26 protein-coding genes, 1 tRNA gene and 7 pseudogenes are annotated in these 25867 nt (G+C 61.6%); 24 read left to right on the plus strand and 10 right to left on the minus strand.

Going from position 1 to position 25867, the window contains the following annotated elements; translation table 11 throughout:
• Positions 1-127: 127 nt before the first annotated feature.
• From QZ656_RS00880 to QZ656_RS00890, 3 genes are read right to left on the minus strand one after another with little or no spacing between them, the layout of a single operon-like run.
• Entirely contained in the window at positions 128-472 is a 345-nt protein-coding gene (locus QZ656_RS00880) for a site-specific integrase (protein WP_366522066.1), read from the minus strand.
• 1 nt (position 473) lies between these two features.
• On the minus strand, positions 474-782 hold the full coding sequence (locus QZ656_RS00885; protein ID WP_291991621.1) for a type II toxin-antitoxin system RelE/ParE family toxin: 309 nt from the start codon (positions 780-782) through the stop codon (positions 474-476).
• A gap of 2 nt (positions 783-784) precedes the next feature.
• On the minus strand, positions 785-1063 hold the full coding sequence (locus tag QZ656_RS00890) for a type II toxin-antitoxin system ParD family antitoxin (RefSeq protein WP_291867145.1): 279 nt from the start codon (positions 1061-1063) through the stop codon (positions 785-787).
• Between the two features lie 280 nt (positions 1064-1343).
• On the opposite strand from QZ656_RS00890, the gene QZ656_RS00895 reads away from it, so the two are divergent.
• Positions 1344-1622, plus strand: coding sequence for an antitoxin of toxin-antitoxin stability system (locus QZ656_RS00895; protein ID WP_291991622.1), 279 nt, complete (start codon positions 1344-1346; stop codon positions 1620-1622).
• A gap of 274 nt (positions 1623-1896) precedes the next feature.
• On the opposite strand, the gene QZ656_RS00900 is transcribed toward QZ656_RS00895, so the two are convergent.
• Positions 1897-2484, minus strand: a complete 588-nt coding sequence (locus QZ656_RS00900) for a Druantia anti-phage system protein DruA (RefSeq protein ID WP_366522090.1) — start codon at positions 2482-2484, stop codon at positions 1897-1899.
• Between the two features lie 34 nt (positions 2485-2518).
• Positions 2519-3043, minus strand: a complete 525-nt coding sequence (locus tag QZ656_RS00905) for a hypothetical protein (protein ID WP_291991623.1) — start codon at positions 3041-3043, stop codon at positions 2519-2521.
• Between the two features lie 125 nt (positions 3044-3168).
• Here QZ656_RS00905 and QZ656_RS00910 point away from each other — a divergent pair.
• The 6 genes and pseudogenes from QZ656_RS00910 to QZ656_RS00930 all read left to right on the plus strand — a co-directional run.
• Positions 3169-3330: pseudogene (locus QZ656_RS00910) on the plus strand (Tn3 family transposase); the annotation flags it as partial.
• A gap of 337 nt (positions 3331-3667) precedes the next feature.
• Positions 3668-3913: a hypothetical protein gene (locus QZ656_RS24005; protein ID WP_366522067.1), complete on the plus strand. Its 246-nt coding sequence runs from the start codon at positions 3668-3670 to the stop codon at positions 3911-3913.
• Positions 3910-4341 carry a ParA family protein gene (locus QZ656_RS00915; RefSeq protein WP_291991624.1) on the plus strand — a complete coding sequence of 144 codons (432 nt, stop codon included), beginning with the start codon at positions 3910-3912 and terminating at the stop codon, positions 4339-4341. Before QZ656_RS24005 ends, QZ656_RS00915 begins: the two co-directional genes overlap by 4 nt.
• Positions 4307-4606 (plus strand): ribbon-helix-helix domain-containing protein, encoded by a 300-nt coding sequence (locus tag QZ656_RS00920; protein ID WP_291991625.1) that lies wholly within the window; start codon positions 4307-4309, stop codon positions 4604-4606. The genes QZ656_RS00915 and QZ656_RS00920 overlap by 35 nt, the downstream gene beginning before the upstream one ends.
• A gap of 93 nt (positions 4607-4699) precedes the next feature.
• Positions 4700-5293 carry a plasmid replication initiator TrfA gene (gene trfA, locus QZ656_RS00925; RefSeq protein WP_291991626.1) on the plus strand — a complete coding sequence of 198 codons (594 nt, stop codon included), beginning with the start codon at positions 4700-4702 and terminating at the stop codon, positions 5291-5293.
• Positions 5294-5560: 267 nt separating this feature from the next.
• Positions 5561-5710 carry a hypothetical protein gene (locus QZ656_RS00930; protein WP_291991627.1) on the plus strand — a complete coding sequence of 50 codons (150 nt, stop codon included), beginning with the start codon at positions 5561-5563 and terminating at the stop codon, positions 5708-5710.
• On the opposite strand, the gene QZ656_RS00935 is transcribed toward QZ656_RS00930, so the two are convergent.
• The gene (locus tag QZ656_RS00935; RefSeq protein WP_291991628.1) at positions 5705-6802 is read right to left on the minus strand and encodes an ISAs1 family transposase; all 1098 of its coding nucleotides are present in this window, start codon (positions 6800-6802) and stop codon (positions 5705-5707) included. The two genes, QZ656_RS00930 and QZ656_RS00935, sit on opposite strands and share 6 nt — an antisense overlap.
• Here QZ656_RS00935 and QZ656_RS00940 point away from each other — a divergent pair.
• The gene (locus QZ656_RS00940) at positions 6717-8108 is read left to right on the plus strand and encodes a transposase (RefSeq protein ID WP_291991629.1); all 1392 of its coding nucleotides are present in this window, start codon (positions 6717-6719) and stop codon (positions 8106-8108) included. The genes QZ656_RS00935 and QZ656_RS00940 overlap by 86 nt on opposite strands.
• 129 nt (positions 8109-8237) lie before the next feature.
• On the opposite strand, the pseudogene QZ656_RS00945 reads toward QZ656_RS00940, so the two are convergent.
• Both QZ656_RS00945 and QZ656_RS00950 read right to left on the minus strand, forming a co-directional pair.
• Positions 8238-8525, minus strand: a pseudogene (locus QZ656_RS00945) (IS110 family transposase); the annotation flags it as partial.
• Positions 8526-8606: 81 nt separating this feature from the next.
• Positions 8607-9827: an IS110 family transposase gene (locus QZ656_RS00950; protein ID WP_291991630.1), complete on the minus strand. Its 1221-nt coding sequence runs from the start codon at positions 9825-9827 to the stop codon at positions 8607-8609.
• A gap of 557 nt (positions 9828-10384) precedes the next feature.
• On the opposite strand from QZ656_RS00950, the pseudogene QZ656_RS00955 reads away from it, so the two are divergent.
• The 9 genes and pseudogenes from QZ656_RS00955 to QZ656_RS00995 form a co-directional block, all read left to right on the plus strand.
• A pseudogene (locus tag QZ656_RS00955) lies at positions 10385-10603 on the plus strand (CoA transferase); the annotation flags it as partial.
• Between the two features lie 416 nt (positions 10604-11019).
• A pseudogene (locus QZ656_RS00960) lies at positions 11020-11520 on the plus strand (ISAs1 family transposase); the annotation flags it as partial.
• 112 nt (positions 11521-11632) lie between these two features.
• Positions 11633-12760: a transposase gene (locus QZ656_RS00965; RefSeq protein ID WP_291991631.1), complete on the plus strand. Its 1128-nt coding sequence runs from the start codon at positions 11633-11635 to the stop codon at positions 12758-12760.
• A gap of 54 nt (positions 12761-12814) precedes the next feature.
• On the plus strand, positions 12815-14353 hold the full coding sequence (gene istA, locus QZ656_RS00970; protein WP_291991632.1) for an IS21 family transposase: 1539 nt from the start codon (positions 12815-12817) through the stop codon (positions 14351-14353).
• Between the two features lie 12 nt (positions 14354-14365).
• Positions 14366-15100 carry an IS21-like element helper ATPase IstB gene (gene istB / locus QZ656_RS00975; RefSeq protein WP_291991633.1) on the plus strand — a complete coding sequence of 245 codons (735 nt, stop codon included), beginning with the start codon at positions 14366-14368 and terminating at the stop codon, positions 15098-15100.
• Positions 15101-15260: 160 nt separating this feature from the next.
• Positions 15261-15596, plus strand: a complete 336-nt coding sequence (locus QZ656_RS00980) for a hypothetical protein (protein ID WP_291991634.1) — start codon at positions 15261-15263, stop codon at positions 15594-15596.
• Positions 15597-15740: 144 nt separating this feature from the next.
• Positions 15741-16439: a transposase gene (locus QZ656_RS00985; RefSeq protein ID WP_291991635.1), complete on the plus strand. Its 699-nt coding sequence runs from the start codon at positions 15741-15743 to the stop codon at positions 16437-16439.
• Complete coding sequence (locus tag QZ656_RS00990; RefSeq protein WP_291991636.1) at positions 16436-17293, plus strand: DUF4338 domain-containing protein; 858 nt, start codon at positions 16436-16438, stop codon at positions 17291-17293. Before QZ656_RS00985 ends, QZ656_RS00990 begins: the two co-directional genes overlap by 4 nt.
• Positions 17294-17344: 51 nt before the next feature.
• Positions 17345-17947 (plus strand): annotated as a pseudogene (locus tag QZ656_RS00995) (ISAs1 family transposase); the annotation flags it as partial.
• Between the two features lie 110 nt (positions 17948-18057).
• Here the strand turns inward: QZ656_RS00995 and QZ656_RS01000 are convergent.
• Positions 18058-18369: pseudogene (locus tag QZ656_RS01000) on the minus strand (PEP-CTERM sorting domain-containing protein); the annotation flags it as partial.
• A 329-nt stretch (positions 18370-18698) separates the two neighbouring features.
• Between QZ656_RS01000 and QZ656_RS01005 the strand changes: the two are divergent.
• The 7 genes and pseudogenes from QZ656_RS01005 to QZ656_RS01035 all read left to right on the plus strand — a co-directional run.
• Entirely contained in the window at positions 18699-19919 is a 1221-nt protein-coding gene (locus tag QZ656_RS01005; RefSeq protein ID WP_291991569.1) for an IS110 family transposase, read from the plus strand.
• Positions 19920-20416: 497 nt separating this feature from the next.
• On the plus strand, positions 20417-20734 hold the full coding sequence (locus QZ656_RS01010) for a hypothetical protein (protein WP_291991637.1): 318 nt from the start codon (positions 20417-20419) through the stop codon (positions 20732-20734).
• A 471-nt stretch (positions 20735-21205) separates the two neighbouring features.
• Positions 21206-21739, plus strand: a complete 534-nt coding sequence (locus tag QZ656_RS01015) for a DUF6431 domain-containing protein (protein ID WP_291991638.1) — start codon at positions 21206-21208, stop codon at positions 21737-21739.
• A 129-nt stretch (positions 21740-21868) separates the two neighbouring features.
• Complete coding sequence (locus QZ656_RS01020) at positions 21869-23197, plus strand: DDE-type integrase/transposase/recombinase (protein WP_291991639.1); 1329 nt, start codon at positions 21869-21871, stop codon at positions 23195-23197.
• Between the two features lies 1 nt (position 23198).
• Positions 23199-23993, plus strand: coding sequence for an ATP-binding protein (locus QZ656_RS01025; protein WP_291991614.1), 795 nt, complete (start codon positions 23199-23201; stop codon positions 23991-23993).
• Complete coding sequence (locus tag QZ656_RS01030) at positions 23990-24190, plus strand: hypothetical protein (RefSeq protein WP_291991615.1); 201 nt, start codon at positions 23990-23992, stop codon at positions 24188-24190. The genes QZ656_RS01025 and QZ656_RS01030 overlap by 4 nt, the downstream gene beginning before the upstream one ends.
• A 157-nt stretch (positions 24191-24347) precedes the next feature.
• Positions 24348-24947, plus strand: a pseudogene (locus tag QZ656_RS01035) (DUF2238 domain-containing protein); the annotation flags it as partial.
• Positions 24948-25633: 686 nt separating this feature from the next.
• Here the strand turns inward: QZ656_RS01035 and QZ656_RS01040 are convergent.
• Positions 25634-25705, minus strand: a tRNA-Arg gene (locus tag QZ656_RS01040).
• Positions 25706-25867: the final 162 nt, after the last annotated feature.

A 25867-nucleotide genomic window follows, 5' to 3' on the forward strand; every position in this document is an offset into this window, starting at 1 on the left:
TCCCCGCCCTTCGGCATTCATGCCTGCGGGGTAAATCCAAAAAAGATATTTGCAGAGGGCGCGCCCAGCGCTCCGGCCCGGGCTCGTCCAACAAACGGATCAGATCGTGGCTTCGCACGATCTATCCTTATTCGTTATGGGTCACGGCGTTCTTCTCACACAGGGACTCGAACAGCGACGACAGCGCTGCCAGACGATGCCGTACGGTCATGCCGCTCAAGGCGCGCTGCACCAGGTCGTCGCGCCAGGCGATGACATGGGCGCGGGTGACGGTGCGAAATTCCTCGGGTTTCACGATGCCGGCGAACTTCATGAAATCCCCGAGGGCGTTTTCGTAGGCGCGACGGGTGGCCTTGTTGCCGAGATTGGCGAACCATTCGATCTCGGGGGGGACGTCGGCCAGGCGTTGAAACTGGTCGGCAGTCAGCAGCCGGCCGGCGGAGGTCGCCGGCGCTGACAGTGGGTTGGTCACTTCATTCGAGGTTGTCGTCTTCAAAATCATGTACCCCTATGTCGCGCGCGCCGTGCAAAACACGCAACAAGTCGATGCCGTCCGCCATGGCCAAGTAGAAAGCAACATAGCGACCGACCGGAAAGCTCCGCAGCTCTGGCATAAGTTCCGGCCGCGACCGCCCCATCTGCGGCTGCATGGCCAGCAGCCTGAACTTTTGCTCCAGGACTGCGAGAAAGTGGTCAGCGGCGTCCGCGCTGTCATCTGCGATGAACGACCAGATTTCAGCTAGGTCGGAATAGGCAAGCGGCCGTTTGAGGACACGAGGCATCGTCAGGTCTGCTCACCGGTGCTCGCAAGCCGCGCCGCGCGCAAACGGCGGCCTTCGGCCTTGATCTCTTCCATATCGAGCGGCGTCGCAGGTCCGCTATCAAGACCGGCCTGGATGTCTTGCCGAAGCTGCGCCAGCGCCGCCGCGCGCAACTGGTCTTCGCGCTCCATCAGCCGCAAAGCCTCGCGCACCACCTCGCTGGCGGAGTTATACAGCCCAGAGGTCACTTTCGAGCGCACCAGCTGTTCCAACTGTGGGGTCAGGTTGATGTTCATCGTCATGAGTGTCTCCAGTGGTCATGTCGCATCATAACTATCCGCATTGTCAATTATTGTCAATCTTTGACAACACATCCGGCGCGGGTCGGCCTCCTTCGTAAGCTGCATCTGACTATTGATAAAATATGTTATCAAGAGTACCGCGACCATGTCGAGCTGTTGCCAAGCAGATGTTTGCCGGCACGGCTGATACAGCACAACTCGCCTTGTTGCACTTTGCGAGGCACGCGCTGTAATGATCATGTATATACTTGGTTAGTACCCTTTGACAGGAGACCTGATCATGTCGAAAGAAGCCGTTTTCACGATGAAGCTGGAACCCGAGCTGCGTGCCGAGTTCATGGCGGAAGCTGAAGCCGCCCACCGCCCGGCGTCGCAGGTGCTGCGCGAGCTCATGCGCGAGTTTGTTCGCCGCCAGCGCGAGGCACGGGACTACGATGAGTTCCTGCGCCACAAGGTCGAGGCCGGCCGGGCCTCGATGCGTGCCGGGCAGGGGCGATCGAACGATGAGGTTGAAGCCGAGTTTTCCGCACGGCGTGCCAATGTGACGAATCGCCCGTGAGGGTCGTCTGGACACCAGAAGCGCAGCAAGACCGTCCCAGTCTGGTCCAACAACTTGCGCTTGCGCTTGCGCTTGCGCTTGGTCGTGGCGCCGAACAACATCTTGCGAAAGCGCGCCAGCGACGTCTTCGCATTCTGCAAGGCTTGCATCACGAAGCTGAAGGTCGACAGTACCTGCTTGAGTAACTCGTACTGCGGTGCCGGGAACGTCGGCCCGGCGAGTGCCAGAAGTTCGTCGAGTTGCGCCTGGGTGGCAGTGACGTGCTCGGGCGCTCTCATCCGCTCACCTGCGACAGTCGCTGGCGAAAGTCCTTGACCAAGGCATAGCCCAGCACTTCCTTGATCGAACGATTGGCGGCGTAGGTCGGTGCGTCCTTGCCACGCCCGGTCGTCGTTCCCAGGACCTGCCAGTTGGCGGCGCGGTAGCAGGTGCCGCGAAAGCGCTGCGGCTCAATGAAGGTTTCGAGAAAGTAGATCGGGTGCCCGTACATCGACTGCCAATCGGCGGACAGCCGGCGCGCCATGTGCCCGAGCAGGTTCGAGGCCAGATGCGGCACGGTGACCCAGGGCAGAATCAGAAAACGCGTGTTGTAGGCGAGCAGCCGGATGTTCTGCCGCCGTGCCTGCGCCCCCCAGCCAATGAATCGGTCACGGCTGCCCAGATGTCGCGGCGCCGAGCACCACGCCAAGCAGGCGACTGGTCGGCCCCGGGCATAAACCAGGTACTTCAGATGCTCGCCCACCGGCTGGCTATAGCCCAGATAGTGGTGATGCTGGAGCAGGCTGTTGAACAAGGGCTCATCAGCGGTGCGTCTAACCTGGCGCACCTCCAGCGGCCCAAGCTCAGCGAAGATCGCTTGCAGGCCTCAACGCTCACGAAAACTGACCCTTTTTCGCTCACGGAAATTGACCCACCGTTGGCGCGCGCCAACACCCAGGTTTTCGCCTCGGAGCGGGGTCAAGGGCGGGCTGCGGTTTTTGCAGCCCGGCGCAGCGTACCCTTGACGCCGTGTAGAGGCGAGTACGCTCGGGAATGGCTGTGTGCGCGGCATTTTCGTGCGCACAGCCATGACGACTAGGCGGGTCCGGTTTCGTGAGCAAAAGTGGGTCAATTCCTGAGAGCGTCAAGGTGCAGGGGGTCTCATCCACGTTCACCCGCGCCGGCTGCCGGCGATCGGCCAGCGGATTGCGCACCACCCTGCGCACCGGCGGTAATGCGATCAGCCCCTCGCGATGCAGCATCATCCCGCGGCACACCATGTCGCGCAACGCGCCATTGGCCTGCACCCAATTCCAGGCCTCACACAATCGTTTCGACAAACCCCTGCGACTCAAGCCGGGATGATCGGCGATCAACTGGCGAATGAACACGAGGTCGTCTTCGGAAATCGCCCGGTGGCGGTAGGTCAGCGTCGTTTGCATGCCTCGCAAGGTAAGCCAGCCGGCCTTGGAACGTAAGTGGAAAATGCAGCCGATCTCTTCCGTGACGCCTTCCAGCCCAGTCTCTTGGCGAATTTAGGCAGACTTGCCGGAGGGACACGATCCAGGCGCTGCGCGACTCGGGCAAGGACATCGACGAGAGGCTGCTGCGGCATCTCTCGCCGCTGGGCTGGGAGCACATCAACCTGACCGGCGACTACATCTGGCGGCAGAACAAACACGCCGAGCAGGGCAAGTTCCGGCCGCTGCGGGTGCTCGGTGAGGCTTAGCGTACGATTTTTCCCATTTCGTGAGCTGACCCCAGAAAGACGGAAAAAATTGCCTCACGAAATTTGCTGGGGTTTGAGCTTACAACCCCAATCCACTGCACCGCAGACCCCTTCCAGGCCTACGCGAACCGTAGCCCCCAATTTGTCACAAGCCTTGTGACAAATTGGGGGCGGCTTTCTTGTGCACCGATCTCGGGATCACGCCGGAAGTCCGGGCTGGTCATGCCGTTTACCTGGTGCACTGTTTGGAGGTGCTCAAGGTAGTTGACCGAATTGATTGACGGTCTACGCGAATACCTCTAGTCTTGTAGACTTATATGATCCTATAGGTGTATACATGCAAATAATTGCTGTAATCGCGCAAAAGGGCGGGGCCGGGAAAACAACGCTTGCGCTTGGCTTGGCTGTTGCCGCCATGCAGGACAAAAAAACAGCGCCGTCATCGACACCGACCCCCAAACCACCGCCACCAACTGGACTGACCGCCGCGACGCCGAAACACCTTGGGTTGTTGCCTCGCCCGTCGCCCGCATCAAACAAGCGATTGCCGCGGCGTTGTCTCAAGGCGTCGAACTTCTGTTGATCGACACACCGCCGCACGCCTCGCAAGAGGCCGCAGAAGCCGCGCGCGTGGCCGATCTAGTCTTGATACCCGTTCGCCCGCATCTCTTCGATATCGAGACGCTCAAGACCGTGCGCGACCTGCTCAAACTGGCAGGTGGGCCTCCTTCTCTAGTCGTCATCAATCAGGCTCCCGTGCAGGGCTCCGCCGCCCAACAGACCGCCGCCGCCATTCGGAACATGGGCTTCACCGTTGCGCCAACGGTGCTTCATCAGCGCGCCGCACACATGCACGCCACCAATATAGGCCAAGGCCCCACCGAATTCGACCCTTCCGGCAAAGCCGCAGCCGAAGTTATACAGTTATACAAGTTTACGCGTAATCTTATAGACAAATTAAAAAAGGAGGCAGACCATGGCCAAGCCGAACCCACTCGCGCGCGGGCTTGAGAAATTCACCGCGCCCAGCACTCCGCCACCGGCTGCGCCGGCCATCAAGGGGCGTGGGCAGAACCGCCCCGGTGCCCGCAAGGGGCAAGTGCTGATCGGAGGTTTCTTCGCCCCGGAAGTACACAAGCAATTGAAGATGATTGCCGTTGAAGGGGAAATCACCTTGCAAGAATTACTGGCCGACGCGCTGAACACCATTTTTGCCAGAGAGGGAAAGCCGGAGATTGCAAGACTCGGTCGAATTCTTGAAGCTCGCGACAGTTAAGCCATATAAAATATACGAGTATAAGTGTATACATGCATACACATAGACACATAGACATCCAAGGACAGTCAGGCGAGCAGGGGGGGTAAAAAAATGACCACTAAAAAGCTCGAAACGAGCCTTGAACTTATGCGACAGACGCTTGATAAGCGTGAAGCCGCGAAAATGCATCAGCTCGCCTTGTGGCCCGACAAAGACATGGGTGTTCCGAACGAATTGAGCCGTTCAGCTCTGTTCGCCGCGATCGATGACAAATTCCCCCGCAAAACCTACGACAATGCGCTCATTCCGTCTCAAACCGGCTTCGACATCACTTACACCGGACACCAACTCGACCAAGACCACATTGATATTTTTGAAGGCATCATGCACTTCGCGCGCGGCGTGCACGAAGGCAACCTGGTCCGCTTCAGCCGACACCGTCTTCTGAAGATCATCGGCCGATCGACAGGAGGCAATGAACACAAGTGGCTGCTCTCCCGCCTAAATCACTTAACAGCGACATCGGTCTGCATCAATCAAGGGAACAAACGCGTTTTCTGGGGCTCCTTGCTGCCCCGCGGCGCCACCGACAACGAGACTGGGGAGTACATCGTCGAAATCTCCCGAGATCTTGCAAAACTATTCGGCCGTGGCTTCACGCGCGTTGAATGGGAACAACGTTACCAGCAACGGTGTCCGGCTTGAATTTTGGCCGAAGCAGGTAATCCACCACAAGGCGGCGTCGCAGTCGTGTTATACGCGGATAATTTGAGTATTTAATAGAAAAGCGGCAGGTTCGAAATCGACGTGCTCTATGGCGCGGATATTGAGGCGGCAAAAATATTTTTAAAATAATGCGAAAAACACTTGACAAAGGTTTGGCAAATTGCTCGCAATTTTGGCTGTATAAACAACAGCTTATTGGAGTGTCTTGTGGATACCGAACGATTAACTGCGGTCATGGATAGCCTCATGAACCAAACCGTCTTGGGTGAATTGTTGGCGCCGATGGCTCGTGCCTTGGCGCAGGTGCGCGGTACCGACGCGGTATCGCGAGTGTTGAGCATGGCGGATTTTATCGGCCTGGGGGTGCTGCAGGGCCTCCGCACTCGGCTGTCATAGCGGTGTGAGGCCCAGCATCGTCATCCGGACATCGTCATCCCAAGCAGCTCCTTTGCGCTTCAAGCGTAAGCTGGCTTTAGTCTTGTCGGTCGTATCCAGACGAATCAGGTTGAGAACGATTTTCTTCAAGAGGGAGAGGTTCTGTGGGGCGTTGTCCTTGCGTACAGTGCTGGCATCTTCACGAAAGCTGACGTCGAGCACCCAGTGAAGGCGGTTTTCTACGCCCCAATGGCCTCGCACCGCGGCCGCCAGCTCTTCGGCGGTCAAGGCACGAGAACTGATGTAGTAGCGTCGCTCGAAGTTCGATTCCTTGTCGCCAACCTTGCGCAGGGAGTCGACCAGGCCGATCGTCTGGCACTTCGGCCAATCGGCCAGATCAACGAGTCCTTGCGCAGGCAAGACCGAGGCGATCTGTCCGACGATTCGACCATGGGACTTGCGGGCCTGACGGTGGCGATCAACGGCCTCGGATTGATACTGGTCGATGAACTCGGTCTCGATGGCTTCCAGCAACGTCGGCTGGTTGCCTTTGACCGCCAGCAGGTAGTCACCGCCTTGATCCGTGATCTGCCGAGCAATAGTTTTCTGGCAGCCCATGGCGTCGATGGTGACCAGCAACCCATTGATATACAGTGCCTTGAGGAGTTCCGGGATGGCGGTGATCTCATTACTCTTGCTGGCGACCTTTTCCTGGCCGAGGACAATACCCAATTCCGTAGCGAAGGCGCTGACCATGTGAATCGCGGTTTCGCCACCACTGCCGGAACCTCGCACCGTCTTGCCATCGAACGCGACGCTGCCTCGCAAGGCGCCGACCACCCCGGCCACCCAGCGGCGAAACGCGACCTCAAATTGCTTCGGGTCAAGCGCTCGGAACACCCGCAGAAACGTCTCCGTGGAGGGAACCCCGTTCTTGAGCACCAGGAATTCACGCAGCCATTTTTCTTTCCGGCGCCCCCAGTAGGCGATGTCTTCGATGGTGTCACAATCCGAGAGTACCCCTGCCATGGCAATCACCAAAATCTCCTGGAAGTCATGCAGCGTCCCGTTGCTGGGTCTGCGCGGGTCGTCCACTTCCCTCAAGCAGCACATCAGGCTCACTCCCGTCGTCACAGTCATTTCGTTCGTCCAAAAGACGAGAGTAGACCTGATTTCAACAGGGTTTACAAGTGGTTGTCATAAGCCCATGAATGTTAACGATTTTCCGCTGATCGAGTATGACAACAAGCACTATGCTATCCGAGTGCGGAGGCCCTGGGGGGTGCTGCGCCACCTGCAGGGCATGCGCACCCTGCGCGAGCAGGTGCAGTCGCTGCTGCATTGCGAGCCGGGGACGGCGCAGCGCGTCCCGCTGGCACGTTCCACCTGGTCGGACGCGCTGTCCTCGCGCCGCCGCCGCACGGTCTTGGAGGCGGCGATGCCGCCGTTGCTCACCGAGGCCCGGGCCGCGCTGCCGGATCGCCTGGCGCAATTCCCAGCCCTGCAAGGACGGCCGGTGTATGCAATGGATGGGACCTATCAGAGCGAAAGCGCCCACTACGGGCGGTGTACGCCCCGCCAGGGCGGGACGGACAATCCCAAGGGGCACGCGCTGTTGAGCTTCTACGACGTGCGCCTGGGTTGCCCCACCGACGTGCACGTCGACACCCGCAGTCGCCACGAAATCACTCTGTTGCGCGACTATGACCAATCCGCGCAGGCCATGACCCGTGACAAGGGCGCGCTGTGGCTGGTCGACCGCGCTTTCATCGACGCGACGTTTTGGGATGACCGGAAAAAGAGCTTGGGCGTGACCATGATCACGCGCATGAAAAGCAGCCTGTGCGTCGAGTCCACCGAGCCCTTAAAGATCGAGGATGTCCCGGCCAACGACGGGGTGCTCAACGATCTGCGCATCACCTTGCTCAGTTCCCGCCAACACTGGCGCCTGATCACCTTCCGCAGCCGACGAGGACATCTCGTGGAGTTTCTGACCAACGAGTTCGACCTCGCGCCCGGCGTCATCGCCTTCCTCTACTCCCGCCGCTGGGAGGAGGAGAAATGTTTCGACACATGGAAGAACGACTTCAGCCTCGCCAAGGCATGGGGCGCCAGTGTGGCGGCCATCGAGAATCAGGTCCGCCTGGCCGTTGTCACCAGCCTCTTGGTGGCCCTGCTGGTGCACTACAGAATGGGGCAGCACGGAATCGTGGACGAGAAGGCTTTGCGCAAGCAGGACCGGCGCCAGACCTCGGCGACCGACGGGACCGATCGCCCCGACTGGACTGCCCCGGTATTCCGCTACACCTCCAAGGTGAGCCGCCAAGTCCTGCGGTTTTTTAAGCACTGTTTTCACAAACCCGCCTCGCAGGCGCTCTACGAGGCCCAGTTGCGGCCATTGTTGTTGGCATACCTATGAGGCAGCCGGACACCATTGCACCAATAGCCATGAGAGTTCTCCAGTCATTACCGTGAAAGAACACCCTCCTGAAGGCGAGCGAATCTCTGGCACTTGATGCCATTGAGAGCAACAGGCGGGAAGAGTAGCTCAGGCGGCAGCGGGGATAAAACCGTGCTTCTTGAGCATCTTCAACCAGCGAGGGGCGTTGCGTGCAACAGATAGGGCTTCGAAGTCGGTTGCCGAGTCCCGGTAGTGCGTCTGTCGGCTGATCAACAGGAAGACCGTTTTGAGAATCTTGTGGGCGATGGCGACGATGGCGCGCTTATGCCCTCGTCGCAAGCGAAGCGCCTCGAACTTGGACTTGAAAGCACATCGCGTCCGACTGGCCGCGTGCGCGAACTGGCAAAGCAGGCGTCGGACCCAGGGGTTACCTTTTACCGTGAAAGAACACCCTCCTGAAGGCGAGCGAATCTCTGGCACTTGATGCCATTGAGAGCAACAGGCGGGAAGAGTAGCTCAGGCGGCAGCGGGGATAAAACCGTGCTTCTTGAGCATCTTCAACCAGCGAGGGGCGTTGCGTGCAACAGATAGGGCTTCGAAGTCGGTTGCCGAGTCCCGGTAGTGCGTCTGTCGGCTGATCAACAGGAAGACCGTTTTGAGAATCTTGTGGGCGATGGCGACGATGGCGCGCTTATGCCCTCGTCGCAAGCGAAGCGCCTCGAACTTGGACTTGAAAGCACATCGCGTCCGACTGGCCGCGTGCGCGAACTGGCAAAGCAGGCGTCGGACCCAGGGGTTACCTTTTCGTATCCGTCCGGTCTTTCGCTTGCCGGCGGACTCGTTGTTGCCAGGACAAATGCCCACCCATGAGGCCAGTCGATCAACCGAGCCGAAGGCGCTCATGTCATTACCGATCTCGACCAGCAGCAAGGCGGCACCGACGGCGTCGATGCCGGGGATGGTCTGCATCAATGCCAGCGTGCTTCGGTAGGGTGTCAGTTGATCGAGCAGATACTGGTCGAAACGATCGATACGGCGTTCGAGCTCCTCGACGTGCGCGATCAATTCATGCAGCACGAAGCGGTGGTCGGCGGTGAGTTCGCCGTCGAGCGCGTCGAGCAGTTCCGTACGGTCGGCCTTGAGACGGTTGCCGGCGAGCATCAACACCTCGGCGGGAGAGTGCTCGGCGATCAGCGCCTTGACCATCGCCCGCCCGGCGACGCCGTGGATGTCGCTCACCACCACCGACAAACGAATGCCGCCGTCGGAGAGGATCTTGTGCACGCGGTTCTTCTCGCTCGAAAGGATGCCGACCAGCTGCTGGCGTTGTCGCCCGACGTGGCGCAAAGCCCGAAACTGTGCCGGCGGCACAAAGGACGCGCGTAGCATGCCGGCTCGCGCCAGCATCGCCAGCCACTGCGCATCCGCCCAGTCCGTCTTGCGGCCAGGTACGGTCTTCACGTGCCGCGCATTGACGACCGTCGCGACGATGCCGACCTGTTCCAGCGCCGCATGCGGACTCTTCCAGTAGATGCCGGCGCTCTCCATGACGACCATCTCGGCGCCGTGAGCGGCCACCCATTGCGCCATCGCCTGGCGGTCACGCTTGAAACCACCAAACTCGGCCAACTCGACACTCGTCTGGCCGGCCTCATCTTCCGTGATCGCACAGGCCGTGATCTTCGCCTGATGAACGTCCAGCCCGACGACACGCTTGTACAGTTTCGCCAGTTCCATCCGTTACTCCTTTCCCGTAAAGTCACGAACGGGTGGGAACGGCGCTTGACCGAAACAACCTGCAGGGTTGCCCCTGCGGCCTTTTTACCGTGCGCTCTCTACGAGGCAATCCGGGGTACGAGTCGGTTCAGCGGGTCACGTTAGGCATCGGGGTCCAACCACCATCTCATTGCTCGACCTCTGCCGTTTCCACCCACTCGTATTTTCTTTCATCATCCGGGGTGGCGCGAGCCGCCTCACGCAATGACCGTTAGGACGCAACTGCCCTGACACAGGTGGACTTTACCGAAGTGTAGGAAGTTCAACGCCACCACACCAGGGAACCGCTGATCAATTGATGTTTTTGGTAATCGCACTCAAGCCAGCCATTTGAACCGACGCCGATGATCGATTTTTCCGCTTCTACCGCTCAGAACCGAGACATTTTTAGGCCTCGAAAGCCCCAATTCGGGCGCAGCGGACGGATTTCGCCCATCAACTCATCGGTTTTCTCCTCGCCAAATAGAGGTTGGTCAATCCGATAATCGAGAACACCTGCACGGCGACCTTCTTGTCGCCACCGCGATAAGAAGGCCTACGACCTGTTGATCCAGAGCGAGGCCGGCTTCGTCTCGGTGACCGGCACCGCTGACGAACCCCGCAAGGTTCGGGTCGTCGATCGCTGACATCGTCGCCGGCATGTACGTCTACAGCAAAATCCTGGCCACGCAGATGCAGGGCATGCAGATTGGCAAGGGCCAGCGCATCGATGTCTCAATGCTCGAATCGCTGCCGAGTGAACGAGCTACCCGCTGTACTACGTCTTCGACGGCGCACCGCCGCCAAAGTGCTTGTTGATCTCCGTGTACTCGGCCAGCAGATCGGGAAGCGGACGCTTCTACGCGCACGACCTGGTCTACGACATCTGCTGTGCGACCCGGCCAACTACCTGGGGCAGTCGGGCGTGATGGTCGATCGGGTGCTGGCGAGCCAGCGCTAGAGACCCTGACGGCAGGAAACGCAGTGGCGGGCCGTTCGGCCCCCCCCCCAGGGCCTCCGCACTCGGATAGCATAGTGTTTATTGTCATACTCGATCAGCGGAAAATCGTTAAAATTCACGAGCTTATGACAACCACTTGTAAACCCTACTGAAATCAGGTCTACTCTCGTCTTTTGGACAACCGAAATGACTGTGACGACGGGAGTGAGCCTGATGTGCTGCTTGAGGGAAGTGGACGAGCCGCGCAGACCCAGCAATGGAACGCTGCATGACTTTCAGGAGATTTTGGTGATTGCCATGGCAGGGGTACTCTCGGATTGTGACACCATCGAAGACATCGCCTATTGGGGGCGCCGGAAGGAAAAATGGCTGCGTGAATTCCTGGTGCTCAAGAACGGGGTTCCCTCCACGGAGACGTTTCTGCGGGTGTTCCGAGCGCTTGACCCGAAGCAATTTGAGGTCGCGTTTCGCCGCTGGGTGGCCGGGGTGGTCGGCGCCTTGCGAGGCAGCGTCGCGTTCGATGGCAAGACGGTGCGAGGTTCCGGCAGTGGTGGCGAAACCGCGATTCACATGGTCAGCGCCTTCGCTACGGAATTGGGTATTGTCCTCGGTCAGGAAAAGGTCGCCAGCAAGAGTAATGAGATCACCGCCATCCCGGAACTGCTCAAGGCACTGTATATCAATGGGTTGCTGGTCACCATCGACGCCATGGGCGTAAGTATTCGGTGAACCCGTAGCCCCCGCTTTTTTGGTCGGCGTGGTTCAGTCAGCGATTGGCGGGTAGACCGGAAATCTGGACTGGACACAGCAGCGGAAATCCGGCACCATGCGGCGCATGGACACGGGTGCGGACATCATTGGCGGAGGATCGGCGGCAAGTCACCGCCAAGTGGCGCCGTTCGCCGAGGTGTTGGTGACGCTAACCAAGGAGCAGGAAATCAAGCTCCGTTGGGAGGCCAGCTTCTGGCGGAGCCAACATCGACAAGCGCTGGTTCGGTTGGCGCAATCGGAGGCCGCTCATCGGGTGGAAATGGCGCAAGCGGCGGCGCGCGAGGCGGCCTTGCGCAGCGAACTGGAGCAGGCCAAGGGCAAGATCCGCGATCTGCAAAAACGCCTGTTTGGTCGCAAGTCAGAACGCTCTTCGGGAGCCGAGAAGAACCCGGCGGCGGACCAAAAATCGTCGCGAGCTCGAGGTCAGCAACCGGGAGCAGCGGGTCACGGGCGGAACCCGGAAAGTCACTTGCCGACGCAGATCGAGGTCATCGACATCGACTGCCCGCATTGCCCGGACTGTGGTCTGGGCTACGTCGACTTTCCCGGCACGGAAGACAGTGAAGTCCTCGAGATCGAGGTCAAGGCCTACCGCCGGAAGATCTGCCGGCGGCGCTACCGGCGGACCTGTCAGTGTTCGGGCGCGCGGGGTATTCTGACCGCGCCACCGCCGGCACGATTGATCCCGCGTGGAAAGTACGGCGTGTCGATCTGGGTGCACCTGCTGCTGTCGAAGTTCTTGTACGGCCAGCCGACGCATCGGCTTCTGCGAGACTTGTCCGACCACGGACTGACGCTCTCGGCAGGAACGGTGGCCGGCGGACTGCGTGCCTTGGCACCGCTGTTCGAGCCGCTTGAAGAAGCACTGCTTGGCCAACTACGCAGCGAGAAACAGTGGCACGCAGACGAGACCCGCTGGCGGGTCTTTGCCGAGACCGAAGGGAAGGTCGGACATCGCTGGTATTTCTGGGTGTTCCACGGCCCATCGGTCATCCACTTCGTGCTCGACCCGAGCCGCTCGGCGGCGGTGCCGATCCGGGAGCTCTCCGGTAGCGCCGGAGGAGTCATCATCTGTGATTGCGTATTCCACACCAAACTGGACACCGATTCCAGACGAAACTGGACAGTGATTCCACGGCAAACTGGACACCGATTCCAGAGCAATCTGGACAGTCATTTGTAATATCGTAGCGCGCGGGATAACCGTGGCACCCTCGGCAGATTTGCCGAGGCCCACATGGCGAATAGCAGGCTATCCATGCGCAAGATTCTTGACGTTTTACGGCTGTCCCTTGAGGGCGGCCGCAGCCACCGCGAGATCGCCCGGGCGACCCACGCCTCACCGACGACCGTCGGCGATCTCCTCCGTCGTGCGAAGCTCTACGGCGTCACCTGGCCACTGCCGGCGGGAATGAGCGAGCCGGAGCTGGAGGCGCAGCTGTACCCGCCGGCGGCACCGTCGAACCAGACCCGCCCCGAACCCGATTGGCCGGTCGTGCACCGCGAACTGCGGCGCAAGGGCGTCACCCTCGACCTCCTCTGGCAGGAATACAAGACCGAACACCCGGCCGGCTACCGCTACAGCGGCTTCTGCGCCCTCTATCGGCAGTGGGTCGGGCGGCTCTCGCTGAGCCTGCGCCAGACGCACCCCCCGGGCGAGAAACTGTTCGTCGACTACGCCGGCCAGACGGTGCCGATCACCGACCCGATGAGCGGTGAAATCCGGCTGGCGGCGATCTTCGTCGCCGTCCTCGGCGCCTCCAACTACACCTACGGCGAAGCCACCTGGAGCCAGAGCCTGCCGGACTGGATCGGCAGCCATGTGCGCACCTTCGAACACCTCGGCGGCGTCACCGCCCTGATGGTGCCCGACAACCTCAAGAGCGGCGTCACCAGCGCCTGCTACTACGAGCCCGAACTCAACCCGACGTACCGCGACCTGGCCACCCATTACGGCACCGCGGTTCTCCCCGCCCGGCCGCGTCGCCCGAAAGACAAGGCCAAGGCCGAAGCTGGGGTGCTTCTGGTCGAGCGCTGGGTCCTGGCGCGTCTGCGCCACCAGCGTTTCTTCAGCCTGGCTGAGCTCAACCGCAGCATCGCCGAACTGATGACCCGGCTCAATAACCGTCCGTTCAAGAAGTTGCCCGGCTGCCGCCAATCGGCCTTCATCGAACTCGATCGGCCGGCTTTACTGCCCTTGCCGGTGACGCGTTACGAGTTCGCCGAATGGAAAGTCGTCAGGGTCGGCATTGATTACCACGTCGAGCTCGTCGGCCACTACTACTCGGTGCCCTACCGCTTCGCCCGCGAGCAAGTCGATAGCCGGCTGACGGCGAGTACCGTCGAACTGTTCCATCGCGGCACGCGCATTGCCAGTCATGTCCGCAACGACGCCCGCGGCCGGCACACCACCGTCGATGCGCACATGGCGCCGGCCCACCGGGCGGTACAGGGCTGGAATGCCCCGCGCCTACTCGACTGGGCCGGGCGTATCGGGCCGCATGCCCAGGGCGTCGTGCAGAGCCTTCTGCATCAACGCCGCCATCCGCAACAGGCCTATCGGGCGTGCCTGGGCATCCTGCGCCTGGGCCAGGCCTACGGGGACGAGCGCCTGGAAGCTGCCTGCGAGCGGGCCATCGCTATCGGGGCGACGTCCTACAGCAGCCTGAAATCGATCTTGAAGAACGGCCTGGACAAGCAGCGGGTGAGCGCACCCGCCCAGACCCATTTACCTCCGGAGCACGCCAATGTGCGTGGCCCCGGTTACTACCACTGAAGGAGCTTTGCCATGCTGAATCATCCGACCGTCGAGAGACTCCACCAACTGCGCCTGCCGGGCATGGCCCGGGCCTTGGCCAGCCAGGCGCAAAGCCCCGAGATCGACCAGTTGTCGTTCGAGGAGCGCCTCGGGCTGCTGGTCGACTGCGAGGCGGCCGAACGCGAGTCGCGACAGAATGCGGCGCGTCTGAAACGCGCCGGGTTGAAACAGGCGGCGACGCCAGAGGATGTCAATTTCCGGCATCCGCGCCGACTCGACCGGGGGCTGTTCGCCCGCTTGATGACCGGGCGCTGGGTGAGCGATCACCAGAACGTGCTGATCTGCGGGCCGACGGGGATCGGCAAGACCTATCTGGCGTGCGCCCTGGCCAACCAGGCGTGCCGGCAGGGGCATTCGGTCCTCTATGTGCGTTTGACGCGTCTCTTGCCGGCGCTGGCGATCGGCCGCGGCGATGGCAGTTATCTGAAGTCGCTGGCGCAGTTGGCCAAGACCGAGGTCCTGGTGATCGACGAATGGGGGCTGGCACCGCTCTCCGACGAGAGCCGCCGCGATCTCCTGGAGATCTTCGATGACCGCCACGGGACGCGCTCGACGATCATCACCAGCCAGCTGCAGGTCGAGCATTGGCATGCGTCGATTGGCGATCCGACGCTGGCCGATGCGATCCTCGACCGGCTGGTCCATCAGGCACATACGCTGGACCTCGATGGCGAATCGTTGCGCAAGCCCGAGACGCCGGTATGAACGCCTCAGCAAGCCCAACAAGTTACCCACCGCCGCCCGCCAGCCCGCCTGCTATAGAAGGAGCGCAGCCTGGCGGGCGGCCGTGGATAACTCTGCGCGGTGCCACTCGTTGCGCCCAAAGCGCCCCACGGCCTGTGCCCTCGATTGCTGCGCTGCTGGCATGGCAACCCCTCCATCAAACCGTTACTGCGTAACGCTCAACAGGACCATCAACATGGCAAAAACTAATGCTCAACGGCAATCGGACTATCGCGTTCGTCACTTGAAAGATGTGGACGGCCAGGCCGAGCGGCTGAATCTGCTGGTCAATCTTCACGCCAAGCGTGCCTTGGAGCGCCTGGCGGCGTGTTACGCAGTAACGCAACGTGAGGTCCTTGAAAGCCTGCTTCGGGAGGCTGACCACGCCGCTTTGAAGCGCGCGGCGCGGGTTCCGAATGGAGAGACGGACTACTACGAAAAGCGCCTTCTATTGGCCAAAGAAGCCGTTACGCAGTAACGCCAAGCGGTTGCCTTTGCATGCCAAAAACTTGACCACAAGACGAGGCTCAGAGTAAAACCTTTTAACCCCGCGTCGCTACGCTCCGACTGTCCAGATTCACGTGGAATGGGTGTCCAGTTTGCCGTGGAATCGGTGTCCAGTTTGCGTGGAATACACAGTGATCGCTATTCGGCCTACAAGAAGCTCGCGCGAGTCCTTGACCACTTCATTCTGGCTTTCTGCTGGGCACATCAGCGGCGTGATTTCCTGGAACTGGCCAACGCCCATCCGGAGCTCGCGGACTGGGCACTGGCCTGGGTCGAGCAGATCGCTCAGCTCTACCACTTGAATGGACGGCGCCTGGAAGTCCGTAGCGACCCAGTACAGTGGGCCGAACGCGACCGCGCCTTGCGGCAGGCGATCACGCAAATGGCCAGTCAACGGGAAAGCGAACTGGCGAACCCGGCGCTCAAAATGCCGGCGAGCAAGGTGCTGCGAAGCATGCGCAAACATTGGTCCGGCCTGACCGTCTTTGTCGACCGCCCCGAGGTGGCGATGGACAATAATGCCGCCGAGCGCGCACAGCGCACGCCGGTGGTCGCACGCAAGAACTTCTATGGGTCGGGCAGTCTCTGGTCCGGCGCACTCGCCGCGACGATGTTCAGCTTGCTGCTGACGCTGCGCTTGTGGGGAATCAACCCGCGCACCTGGCTGACGGCGTATCTGGAGGCCTGCGCCGCCAACGGCAACCTGCCGCCGACGGACTTGAGTGCCTTTCTGCCCTGGGCGATGGCGACCGATCGACTGGCTCAGATGCGTGGCATCCCGGTCGATCAGAGCCGTCCCATCGATAGCTCGTGAAGCCTTATTGCGGGCGTCACTTTACCGACGACGAACTGCAGGCCCTCTGCCGCCTGATCGAAGCCCATCCTGGCAGCAGCCGCGCGCAACTGTCGCGCCAGGTGTGTGAGCTCTTCGACTGGCGTAAGCCCAATGGCGAGCTGAAGGATATGACCTGCCGGGTGGCCATGCTGCGTATGCAGGCCGACGGCCTGCTCACCCTGCCGGCGGCACGACGGGCCGCTCCTCGCCAACCCGAGTATCTGCCTACTCACGCCACCGATCCACAACCGTTGCTCACTCAGCCGGTGCATGAACTGCCGCCGCTGCGTCTGCATCAGGTCGTCGGTTCGGCGAACTCGCGTCTGTGGAACGAGTACATCGCCCGCTACCACTATCTCGGCCACACGCCCATGGCGGGCAGTCAGAGCCGCTACTTCGTCTTCGCCGGCGAGACCCTGGTCGCCTTGCTCAGCTTCGGCGCCAGCGCCTGGAAACTCGCCGCGCGCGAGCAATTCATCGGTTGGCACGATGAGCAGCGACAAAGGAACCTGCAACTGGTGGTGAACAATGCCCGCTTTCTGATCCTGCCCTGGATCCAGTGCAAGGGCCTGGCCTCCAAGATCCTCTCGCTTATGCAGCGGCAACTGCCCAAGGACTGGCTGGCGCGCTACGGCTACCGCCCCGTACTGCTCGAAACCTTCGTCGAGACGCCCCGCCATCGCGGCACCTGCTACCAGGCCGCCAACTGGATCAAGGTCGGTCAAACCGCCGGGCGAGGCAAGAAATGCCCCACCAGCAAGTCCATCCTCCCGATCAAGGACATCTGGCTCTACCCCCTTCACAGAGCCTTCCGATCAGTCCTCTGCCGCTAACCCGCCTCGGCAATGGCGCTGGCGCGCTACGGGTTGGCCGAATACTTACCCATGGGCTGCCAGAAAACTATTGCTCGGCAGATCACGGATCAAGGCGGTGACTACCTGCTGGCGGTCAAAGGCAACCAGCCGACGTTGCTGGAAGCCATCGAGACCGAGTTCATCGACCAGTATCAATCCGAGGCCGTTGATCGCCACCGTCAGGCCCGCAAGTCCCATGGTCGAATCGTCGGACAGATCGCCTCGGTCTTGCCTGCGCAAGGACTCGTTGATCTGGCCGATTGGCCGAAGTGCCAGACGATCGGCCTGGTCGACTCCCTGCGCAAGGTTGGCAACAAGGAATCGAACTTCGAGCGACGCTACTACATCAGTTCTCGTGCCTTGACCGCCGAAGAGCTGGCGGCCGCGGTGCGAGGCCATTGGGGCGTAGAAAACCGCCTTCACTGGGTGCTCGACGTCAGCTTTCGTGAAGATGCCAGCACTGTACGCAAGGACAACGCCCCACAGAACCTCTCCCTCTTGAAGAAAATCGTTCTCAACCTGATTCGTCTGGATACGACCGACAAGACTAAAGCCAGCTTACGCTTGAAGCGCAAAGGAGCTGCTTGGGATGACGATGTCCGGATGACGATGCTGGGCCTCACACCGCTATGACAGCCGAGTGCGGAGGCCCTGGCCCCCCCGTGATCCGCTACCCGTTGCTGCCGGCCCTTCTGCGAGGTGCAGGTGTGATGCGCCAGCGGCGATAGGGGCTGCCGCTTGCGACGTCGCGAGGCCGCGAGACCGGCAAGACTGACGCCGAGAGGAGCAAGGGTGCCGGGCTCCGGGACATGCGTTATGAGCAACGTCACATTGATCTCAGCGCCAGGGCTGACAACCGTTCCTGATTGCAATGTTCCGGAGAAGGAGTTTGCGGTGAAGGAAAACGTCGGCGCAAGAGAAAGGCCCTGAATCAGGCCTGGAGTGAAGCCGACCATGCCCACCCAATCACGGTAAGTGAGCAGGTATGTCTCGTCCAGACCCACCGCGCCGCCTGACAAGAACTGCGTCCGGTCGGATATGCGTTGACAATCCATGGCTTACAGGGGAGAGAGGGGTTGCTGTCACGCAACTGTAAAAAATCTCGACAGCCTGCTGCTCTGGCCTCGAGCCTAACGGTCATTGCGTGAGGCGGCTCGCGCCACCCCGGATGATGAAAGAAAATACGAGTGGGTGGAAACGGCAGAGGTCGAGCAATGAGATGGTGGTTGGACCCCGATGCCTAACGTGACCCGCTGAACCGACTCGTACCCCGGATTGCCTCGTAGAGAGCGCACGGTAAAAAGGCCGCAGGGGCAACCCTGCAGGTTGTTTCGGTCAAGCGCCGTTCCCACCCGTTCGTGACTTTACGGGAAAGGAGTAACGGATGGAACTGGCGAAACTGTACAAGCGTGTCGTCGGGCTGGACGTTCATCAGGCGAAGATCACGGCCTGTGCGATCACGGAAGATGAGGCCGGCCAGACGAGTGTCGAGTTGGCCGAGTTTGGTGGTTTCAAGCGTGACCGCCAGGCGATGGCGCAATGGGTGGCCGCTCACGGCGCCGAGATGGTCGTCATGGAGAGCACCGGCATCTACTGGAAGAGTCCGCATGCGGCGCTGGAACAGGTCGGCATCGTCGCGACGGTCGTCAATGCGCGGCACGTGAAGACCGTACCTGGCCGCAAGACGGACTGGGCGGATGCGCAGTGGCTGGCGATGCTGGCGCGAGCCGGCATGCTACGCGCGTCCTTTGTGCCGCCGGCACAGTTTCGGGCTTTGCGCCACGTCGGGCGACAACGCCAGCAGCTGGTCGGCATCCTTTCGAGCGAGAAGAACCGCGTGCACAAGATCCTCTCCGACGGCGGCATTCGTTTGTCGGTGGTGGTGAGCGACATCCACGGCGTCGCCGGGCGGGCGATGGTCAAGGCGCTGATCGCCGAGCACTCTCCCGCCGAGGTGTTGATGCTCGCCGGCAACCGTCTCAAGGCCGACCGTACGGAACTGCTCGACGCGCTCGACGGCGAACTCACCGCCGACCACCGCTTCGTGCTGCATGAATTGATCGCGCACGTCGAGGAGCTCGAACGCCGTATCGATCGTTTCGACCAGTATCTGCTCGATCAACTGACACCCTACCGAAGCACGCTGGCATTGATGCAGACCATCCCCGGCATCGACGCCGTCGGTGCCGCCTTGCTGCTGGTCGAGATCGGTAATGACATGAGCGCCTTCGGCTCGGTTGATCGACTGGCCTCATGGGTGGGCATTTGTCCTGGCAACAACGAGTCCGCCGGCAAGCGAAAGACCGGACGGATACGAAAAGGTAACCCCTGGGTCCGACGCCTGCTTTGCCAGTTCGCGCACGCGGCCAGTCGGACGCGATGTGCTTTCAAGTCCAAGTTCGAGGCGCTTCGCTTGCGACGAGGGCATAAGCGCGCCATCGTCGCCATCGCCCACAAGATTCTCAAAACGGTCTTCCTGTTGATCAGCCGACAGACGCACTACCGGGACTCGGCAACCGACTTCGAAGCCCTATCTGTTGCACGCAACGCCCCTCGCTGGTTGAAGATGCTCAAGAAGCACGGTTTTATCCCCGCTGCCGCCTGAGCTACTCTTCCCGCCTGTTGCTCTCAATGGCATCAAGTGCCAGAGATTCGCTCGCCTTCAGGAGGGTGTTCTTTCACGGTAACAGTCATGGCTGTTGACGGCAGCCATCCCCTTGCGTTTGCAGCGTCGCTAGCACCGTCGATGTTGACGCCACAAAAACCGGGAAGTGGCCGAAAGCTGTGAGGTGACGATTGCTTCGTGGCCCGCTGGCGATGGTTTTTACACGGCCTCGCCCGCGGGCTGTCCAACAAAATCCCGAGCTCGCCGACCTGTCAGCCTTCGAACCTGCCGCCCAAGCGCCCACATCGCCCCGAGTGGCTCCAGCGGTTGCTTCCGCGGCACTGGATGTACCGGCGAATGTTCGGTCTGAAAATGCTCGACCGGCCGGAGTGGGTCGGATCCGGGCGTAGCGAAAATAAGGAAGCCGTTCGGCCTGAACGTTTCCCGTACGGCCGGTAAAGGAGCCATACCCGCCGTCGGCGCCATGTGCCGCCAACTTGCGGCCGCTGGTCCGCAACAGCATTCACGTCCTGCTCGAGCCGGCGCCGCTCGCCGCGCTCGCCTTGCGCCTGGCGCCGCGCTGGCTGGCGTGGCTCGCCGAGAGCAGGCTGCGGACACGGGCACGGGCACTACGCCGGCTGCCAAAACGTCGGCAGCCGAAGCTGCGCACGCAGGTGCCACGACTCGACTATCCTTGTCGCCATCAGATCGAAACGCTGGGGCCGCCAGCCGCCGGCCAGGTGAACGGGGCGACTGCGCTGCGCTGCCCGTTGTTGGGCCAGAACGGCGCCGCGGGCAGCGTGACGGAGAGATAATCGACCTGCGGCGCCGCCATCGGATGCCGCACCCGGGACGAACGCGACGAGCAGGCGGCAGAGACGATGACGATCAGGATGATGGCCCGGTTGACCGCCCGGGCAGGCAGCGCGACTGCGTTGGCAACAGTCTTGCGCGAACTTTGCGGCCCGAGCCGTGCGGAAGGCGGCCGTTTGGGCTACGAGGGGAGGGGGCACAATCAGAGACGATGCACGCGAGTTCATGACGCTCGATCCATGGACCTTACCCAGCATTTCCGGCAGCTCGCCTGACGGCGATGCCCGGCAGCGCTACTGTTACGTCCGCCGCTCTCCAGGAACTGACGGCGTGAGATATCCCGTGGACGGCGAGGGCGAAAGAAGGCGGCCTGCCTGAAGGATGTTGGGACGAAGTGAACGAAAGAAGGGCCGGGACAACTCTGCTATCGTGGGAAGTTATCAAGACAAACCACACAGCAAAGCGCCCAGCCCATGCAGCGAATTGTAGCCGGCATCGAGACGATCGAGCAGCATCTTGAGGCCATCAAGCAAACCCCCGAAGCGTATCGACCGCCGTGCTGCCCGCATTGCGGCCTGAAGATTCTCTGGCAGCACGGGCACTACGAGCGCAAGGCCGACCGGCGAGCCGGGCAGGATTCACTCAATCCGGTGCCGATCTGCCGCTACTGTTGCTCTGGATGTCGGCGGACGTGTTCGCGTCTGCCGGCGTGCATCGCGCCGCGCCGCTGGTATGACTGGTCAGTGCAGCAAGCGGTCCTGGCACAGCGGCTGAGCGGCGCGCCCGATCGCCCCGGCGCACCCGGCGCGGCGCCCGAGCGGCGCACCGCCGGTCGCTGGTGGGCCTGGCTCCAGGAGCGCCGCCTGCTGTTCGAGTTTCACCTGCGTGCTCGCTTTGCCGACCTCGGGCGGACGGTCGACGGCAGCGCTTTCTGGCGCCGGGTATTCGAATCGATCGGCCTGGCACAGGCCATGACCTGGCTTGATCGGCAGATCAGCGTCCCGTGATGAACTGATTCCGAACGAGCGGCAGACGGTGAGGTCCCCGCCCGGGCGGGGACCCCACACAGTTTGCTCCTGTCATTAGAACGGCCGTTCTGGTTTGATCACCGCTCCGATTTATCACCAGGAGTGGTTATGAACCCGATTGATCCGAAAGCCCTGTTTCGCCTGTCCGTTCTCGGTCCCCTGATCAGCCGCGAGCGGCTGGAACGTAGCGAACTGCAACAGCTCCTCCGGGAGCTGGCCAGCCGCGAGTACGCCATCCCCGGCAGCCGTCGGCGCTATCTGAGCGAGAAGACGATTCAGGCGTGGTACTACGCCTGGCGCCTCCGCCAGCTTGACGGCCTGACGCCCAAGCCACGCGCCGACCGCGGGCAGTCGAAGCTCCCGGCCGCCACCCAGGCGGCCATTCTCGCCGCCAAGCGCGACAACCCGCGGCGCTCGCTGTGCCAGATTCGACAATTGCTCGAAGCCACCGGCACCGTCGCCCGTGGCCGCCTGGCCCGGTCGACCATTCACCGTCTGCTGCAGCAGCACGGCCTGTCACGGATCACCGGCTCGGCCAGCCTGCCCGAGGAGAAACGCAGCTTCGTCGCCGCGACAGCGGGGGCGATCTGGTACGGCGACGTGATGCACGGCCCACGCGTGCCGATCGACGGCAAACTCGCCAAGAGCTATCTCGTATCGCTCTTCGACGACGCCTCCCGGCTACTCACGCACAGCGCCTTCTGCCCCGGAGAAACCGCCCTGGATATCGAAGGCGTGCTCAAGCAGGCGGTGCTCAAACGCGGCATTCCGCTCAAGCTGGTGGTCGATAACGGCGCCGCCTACCGCGCCGAGACGCTGCAAGGGATCTGCGCCCGGCTGGGCATCCACCTGATTCACTGTCGGCCGTACGCGCCCGAGGGCAAAGGGAAGTTGGAGCGCTGGCACCGCCGCTGCCGCGATCAGTTTCTCAGCGAACTCGATGAGCGCCATATCGCCAGCCTGGACGATCTCAATGCTCGCCTGTGGGCCTGGCTTGAACAGGTCTATCACCGCAGCCCGCACGCCGGTCTCGCCGGCATGACGCCGTTGGCGCGTTACCAGCAGGACCTGTCCAGGATTCGTCCGTTGGGGCCGTTGGCGGCAAGCCTCGATGCCCTGTTCCAGCATCGCGTCACGCGACTGGTCAGGAAGGATGGCACGGTATCGTATCAGGGACAACGCTTCGAGGTGCCCTTTGAACTGTCGGGCAAAACGGTGTCTCTGGTGGTCGATCCGCATACCGAGACGGTGATCGGCGTCGAGGACGAGCAAGGGGAATCGATCGGTGCGGCGACGCCACTCGATGCGCTGGCCAATGCCACGCGCCAACGACGCCAGTCTGACCCAGCGGACGCTAGCCCGCCCCAGAAAGGGGCGAGCGGCCCGAATCTGATCGAGCAGATCTATCAGCAGTACTACGACCCCGAAGGAGAGTGAGGTGGACCTTCAACACTTTGGTTTGCGGCATCCGCCGCTGGGCAAGCAAGCGGCCGAGCTGTGGGATGACGGTACGCTGGGACAGTTGGCCGAGCGCTTTGCGTGGTTGTTGCACTCGCCCGGGGTCGGGCTGATCACCGGCGAACCGGGGGTGGGCAAGACGGCCGCCTTGCGCCAATTGACCCGTGGCCTGAATCCGCATCGTTATCAGGTGATCTATCAGGCGGAGACGGACTTTGGTCGGCTGGATATCTATCGCGGTCTGGCACGGGCGCTGGGCGTCGAGCCGGGGTATCGGCGGGCGCAGCTGTGGCGCGATCTGAAGGAGCGGATTCTGCAGTTGGTCGATAGCCGTCAGCTGATGCCGGTGTGGATCATCGATGAGGCGCAGAATCTGCCGCCGGAGTTCTTTCGGGATTTGCCGGCCTTCCTCAACTTCGCCTTCGATACGCGCGATGTGATGGCGGTCTGGTTGATCGGTCATCCAACACTGGCGCAAACGCTGGAGCGGGCGCCTTATGCGGCGCTGGCGGGGCGAATTCAGGTGCGCGTGCAGCTCAAGCCGGTGCTCGAACGCGAGCGCTTCGCGCAGCTGATCCAGCACAGCCTGAAGAGTGCCGGTTGTACCAGTACGCTGCTCAGCGATTCAGGCCTGGAGATCTTGCGCCAGGCGAGCAAGGGCTTGCCGCGGCATGCCGGGCGAATTCTGCGCACGGCGATGCGCCTGGCGGTGCCGCGTGGTTTGAATCATTTGCCGGACGATCTGTTGCAGTTGGCGATCGAGGAATTGCGATGAAGCGCCGCTCTGCCGAGCCGCTATTCCCCGACGGCCTCTCCGATGAAAGCGTTGCCGCGCTCAGTCAGTTCCTTCACCAGCTCGCCGTCGCTTGTGAAAGCCGTTATGCCGTACAGCTACGCCGCTACCACCAGCGGCAGATGAATCTGTACGATCCCGAAGAGTCTTGGCGGTTGCCGCTGCTGCCGCCTCGGTAGGGCCTTCATCCCACGTTGCCGCCGGGATCACTCTTCCGGTTGCAGCATGGGACTCGGCCATCGTTTCAACCTCGAAAAGCTTGGGCCGAGGAGTCTGGATTAGGGCCGGACGTAACAGCTACAGCAAACACTAATTCGTCGGGTTGACCTACAACACATGCAAGCGCACCGTTCGACCTTTCTCGTTCTCGCCCTGGCGCTGTTACTTGCGCTCCTCGTGCTTTCTGGTGCCAGGCCCTATGACCGGGCGACATGGGCGATGGAAGTGTTTCCCATCTTCATCGCAGTAGCTGTGCTGTTGACTACGTACAAGCGGTTTCCGCTTACCACGCTGCTCTACGTCTGCATCTTCCTGCACGCGCTGGTACTCATGCTTGGCGGCGCCTACACCTATGCCCGCGTCCCGCTCGGCTTCCAGATTGCGGACTATTTCGATCTCGCTCGCAATCCGTACGACAAGGTCGGGCATTTCTTTCAAGGCTTTGTGCCGGCGCTGGTGGCGCGAGAGATACTCGTTCGGGGTGCTTACGTGGTGGGCCGCAAGATGCTGGTCTTCAACGTTATCTGCATCGTGCTCGCGATCAGCGCGTGCTACGAGTTCCTCGAGTGGGGCGCCGCGCTGCTGATGGGCCAAGGCGCAGACGAGTTTCTCGGGACGCAGGGTGATCCCTGGGACACGCAGTCCGACATGTTCTTTGCTCTCATCGGCGCAGTCTGCGCGTTGTTGTTGCTGGCGGGCGAACAGGATCGGCAAATCAGGCGCTTGACGAGTGCAGCACGCCGTGAAACGGCTCCCGATGTGTCCGCCAGCACTGGCCGCAGACATCGCAGCGGCGAAACCTTGGGCAAGCTGGCGTCTGGCGAGCAGCGGCGACGCCCCGAAACGGGGAGCGACCCGTGAGGACGGCATCGCACCCGCGGGGCAAGGTTTTCCCTCTTGCCTCGTTTGCTCCGGGTTTCGTCAGCAGCACAAGAGCAACCCGCTTCGGCCGCAATTTGTCGGCGGACTGTTATTGCTTCAGCGCAACGCTTCTTGCTGGCTCAAGGCCCTGATTGGCGTCGGCTTCATCCCCACAGCCGCTTGCTGCAAAATAATCCATTTGCATGACCGGTGCCGGTCAGGGTTGTGCGCCTTCAAGGCGGGTTCTTTAACATTGACACGCAGTGCTCAAGTGCCAGATCCACCAAGGCACGCTCCTCGTTCTCCGTCGGTTTCCATTTGTACTCTGCGTGATACGGCCGCTTCGCCAAACACCGCCAAATCGTGCGGGCTGGCCAAGTAGTGCCGATGCACGGTGCCGCAGTGCGGGCAGGCCACGTCGCCAGCGCCAAGCCGACCCGAAACTGGGCGTGGCTGCTCCATAGTGCTGGCAAAACGCAGCTTTATCGTTGAATAAAGTGTTGTTTTTGGACTTCTATGGACTGCTGGGGAAGCACCGTAAGTCCCCTCGACAGGAATCGAACCTGTATCCCACGCTTAGGAGGCGCGTGCACTATCCATTGTGCTACGAGGAGCGGGGCGCGTATTGTAGCCGCTGCGCCCGGGTTTCGCCAATTTGGCGGCTGGTCTGCCAGCCCTGACGCATGACCTCCCCGAATCGACAGCACTTGCCGGTTACGCCCACTTTCGCCGCCGAGGCGGCCAGATGGGGGTTGGCTAGCGGCAAGGGAGCGCTT

Source organism: Candidatus Accumulibacter sp. ACC003, assembly GCF_907163085.1.
Taxonomy (GTDB): domain Bacteria; phylum Pseudomonadota; class Gammaproteobacteria; order Burkholderiales; family Rhodocyclaceae; genus Accumulibacter.

Bases quoted from the DNA above. Each gene is read 5' to 3' on its own strand.
- QZ656_RS01015 (WP_291991638.1), top strand. From the start codon at position 21,206: ATGCAGCGAATTGTAGCCGGCATCGAGACGATCGAGCAGCATCTTGAG.
- QZ656_RS01020 (WP_291991639.1), top strand. From the start codon at position 21,869: ATGAACCCGATTGATCCGAAAGCCCTGTTTCGCCTGTCCGTTCTCGGT.
- QZ656_RS00890 (WP_291867145.1), bottom strand. From the start codon at position 1,063: ATGACGATGAACATCAACCTGACCCCACAGTTGGAACAGCTGGTGCGC.
- QZ656_RS00950 (WP_291991630.1), bottom strand. From the start codon at position 9,827: ATGGAACTGGCGAAACTGTACAAGCGTGTCGTCGGGCTGGACGTTCAT.
- trfA (WP_291991626.1), top strand. From the start codon at position 4,700: ATGACCACTAAAAAGCTCGAAACGAGCCTTGAACTTATGCGACAGACG.
- QZ656_RS00965 (WP_291991631.1), top strand. From the start codon at position 11,633: ATGCGGCGCATGGACACGGGTGCGGACATCATTGGCGGAGGATCGGCG.
- QZ656_RS00905 (WP_291991623.1), bottom strand. From the start codon at position 3,043: ATGCAAACGACGCTGACCTACCGCCACCGGGCGATTTCCGAAGACGAC.
- istA (WP_291991632.1), top strand. From the start codon at position 12,815: ATGGCGAATAGCAGGCTATCCATGCGCAAGATTCTTGACGTTTTACGG.
- QZ656_RS01030 (WP_291991615.1), top strand. From the start codon at position 23,990: ATGAAGCGCCGCTCTGCCGAGCCGCTATTCCCCGACGGCCTCTCCGAT.
- QZ656_RS00930 (WP_291991627.1), top strand. From the start codon at position 5,561: ATGAACCAAACCGTCTTGGGTGAATTGTTGGCGCCGATGGCTCGTGCC.
- istB (WP_291991633.1), top strand. From the start codon at position 14,366: ATGCTGAATCATCCGACCGTCGAGAGACTCCACCAACTGCGCCTGCCG.
- QZ656_RS00895 (WP_291991622.1), top strand. From the start codon at position 1,344: ATGTCGAAAGAAGCCGTTTTCACGATGAAGCTGGAACCCGAGCTGCGT.
- QZ656_RS00940 (WP_291991629.1), top strand. From the start codon at position 6,717: ATGGCAATCACCAAAATCTCCTGGAAGTCATGCAGCGTCCCGTTGCTG.
- QZ656_RS00885 (WP_291991621.1), bottom strand. From the start codon at position 782: ATGCCTCGTGTCCTCAAACGGCCGCTTGCCTATTCCGACCTAGCTGAA.
- QZ656_RS01005 (WP_291991569.1), top strand. From the start codon at position 18,699: ATGGAACTGGCGAAACTGTACAAGCGTGTCGTCGGGCTGGACGTTCAT.
- QZ656_RS00920 (WP_291991625.1), top strand. From the start codon at position 4,307: ATGGCCAAGCCGAACCCACTCGCGCGCGGGCTTGAGAAATTCACCGCG.
- QZ656_RS00980 (WP_291991634.1), top strand. From the start codon at position 15,261: ATGGCAACCCCTCCATCAAACCGTTACTGCGTAACGCTCAACAGGACC.
- QZ656_RS24005 (WP_366522067.1), top strand. From the start codon at position 3,668: ATGCAAATAATTGCTGTAATCGCGCAAAAGGGCGGGGCCGGGAAAACA.
- QZ656_RS00935 (WP_291991628.1), bottom strand. From the start codon at position 6,802: ATGTGCTGCTTGAGGGAAGTGGACGACCCGCGCAGACCCAGCAACGGG.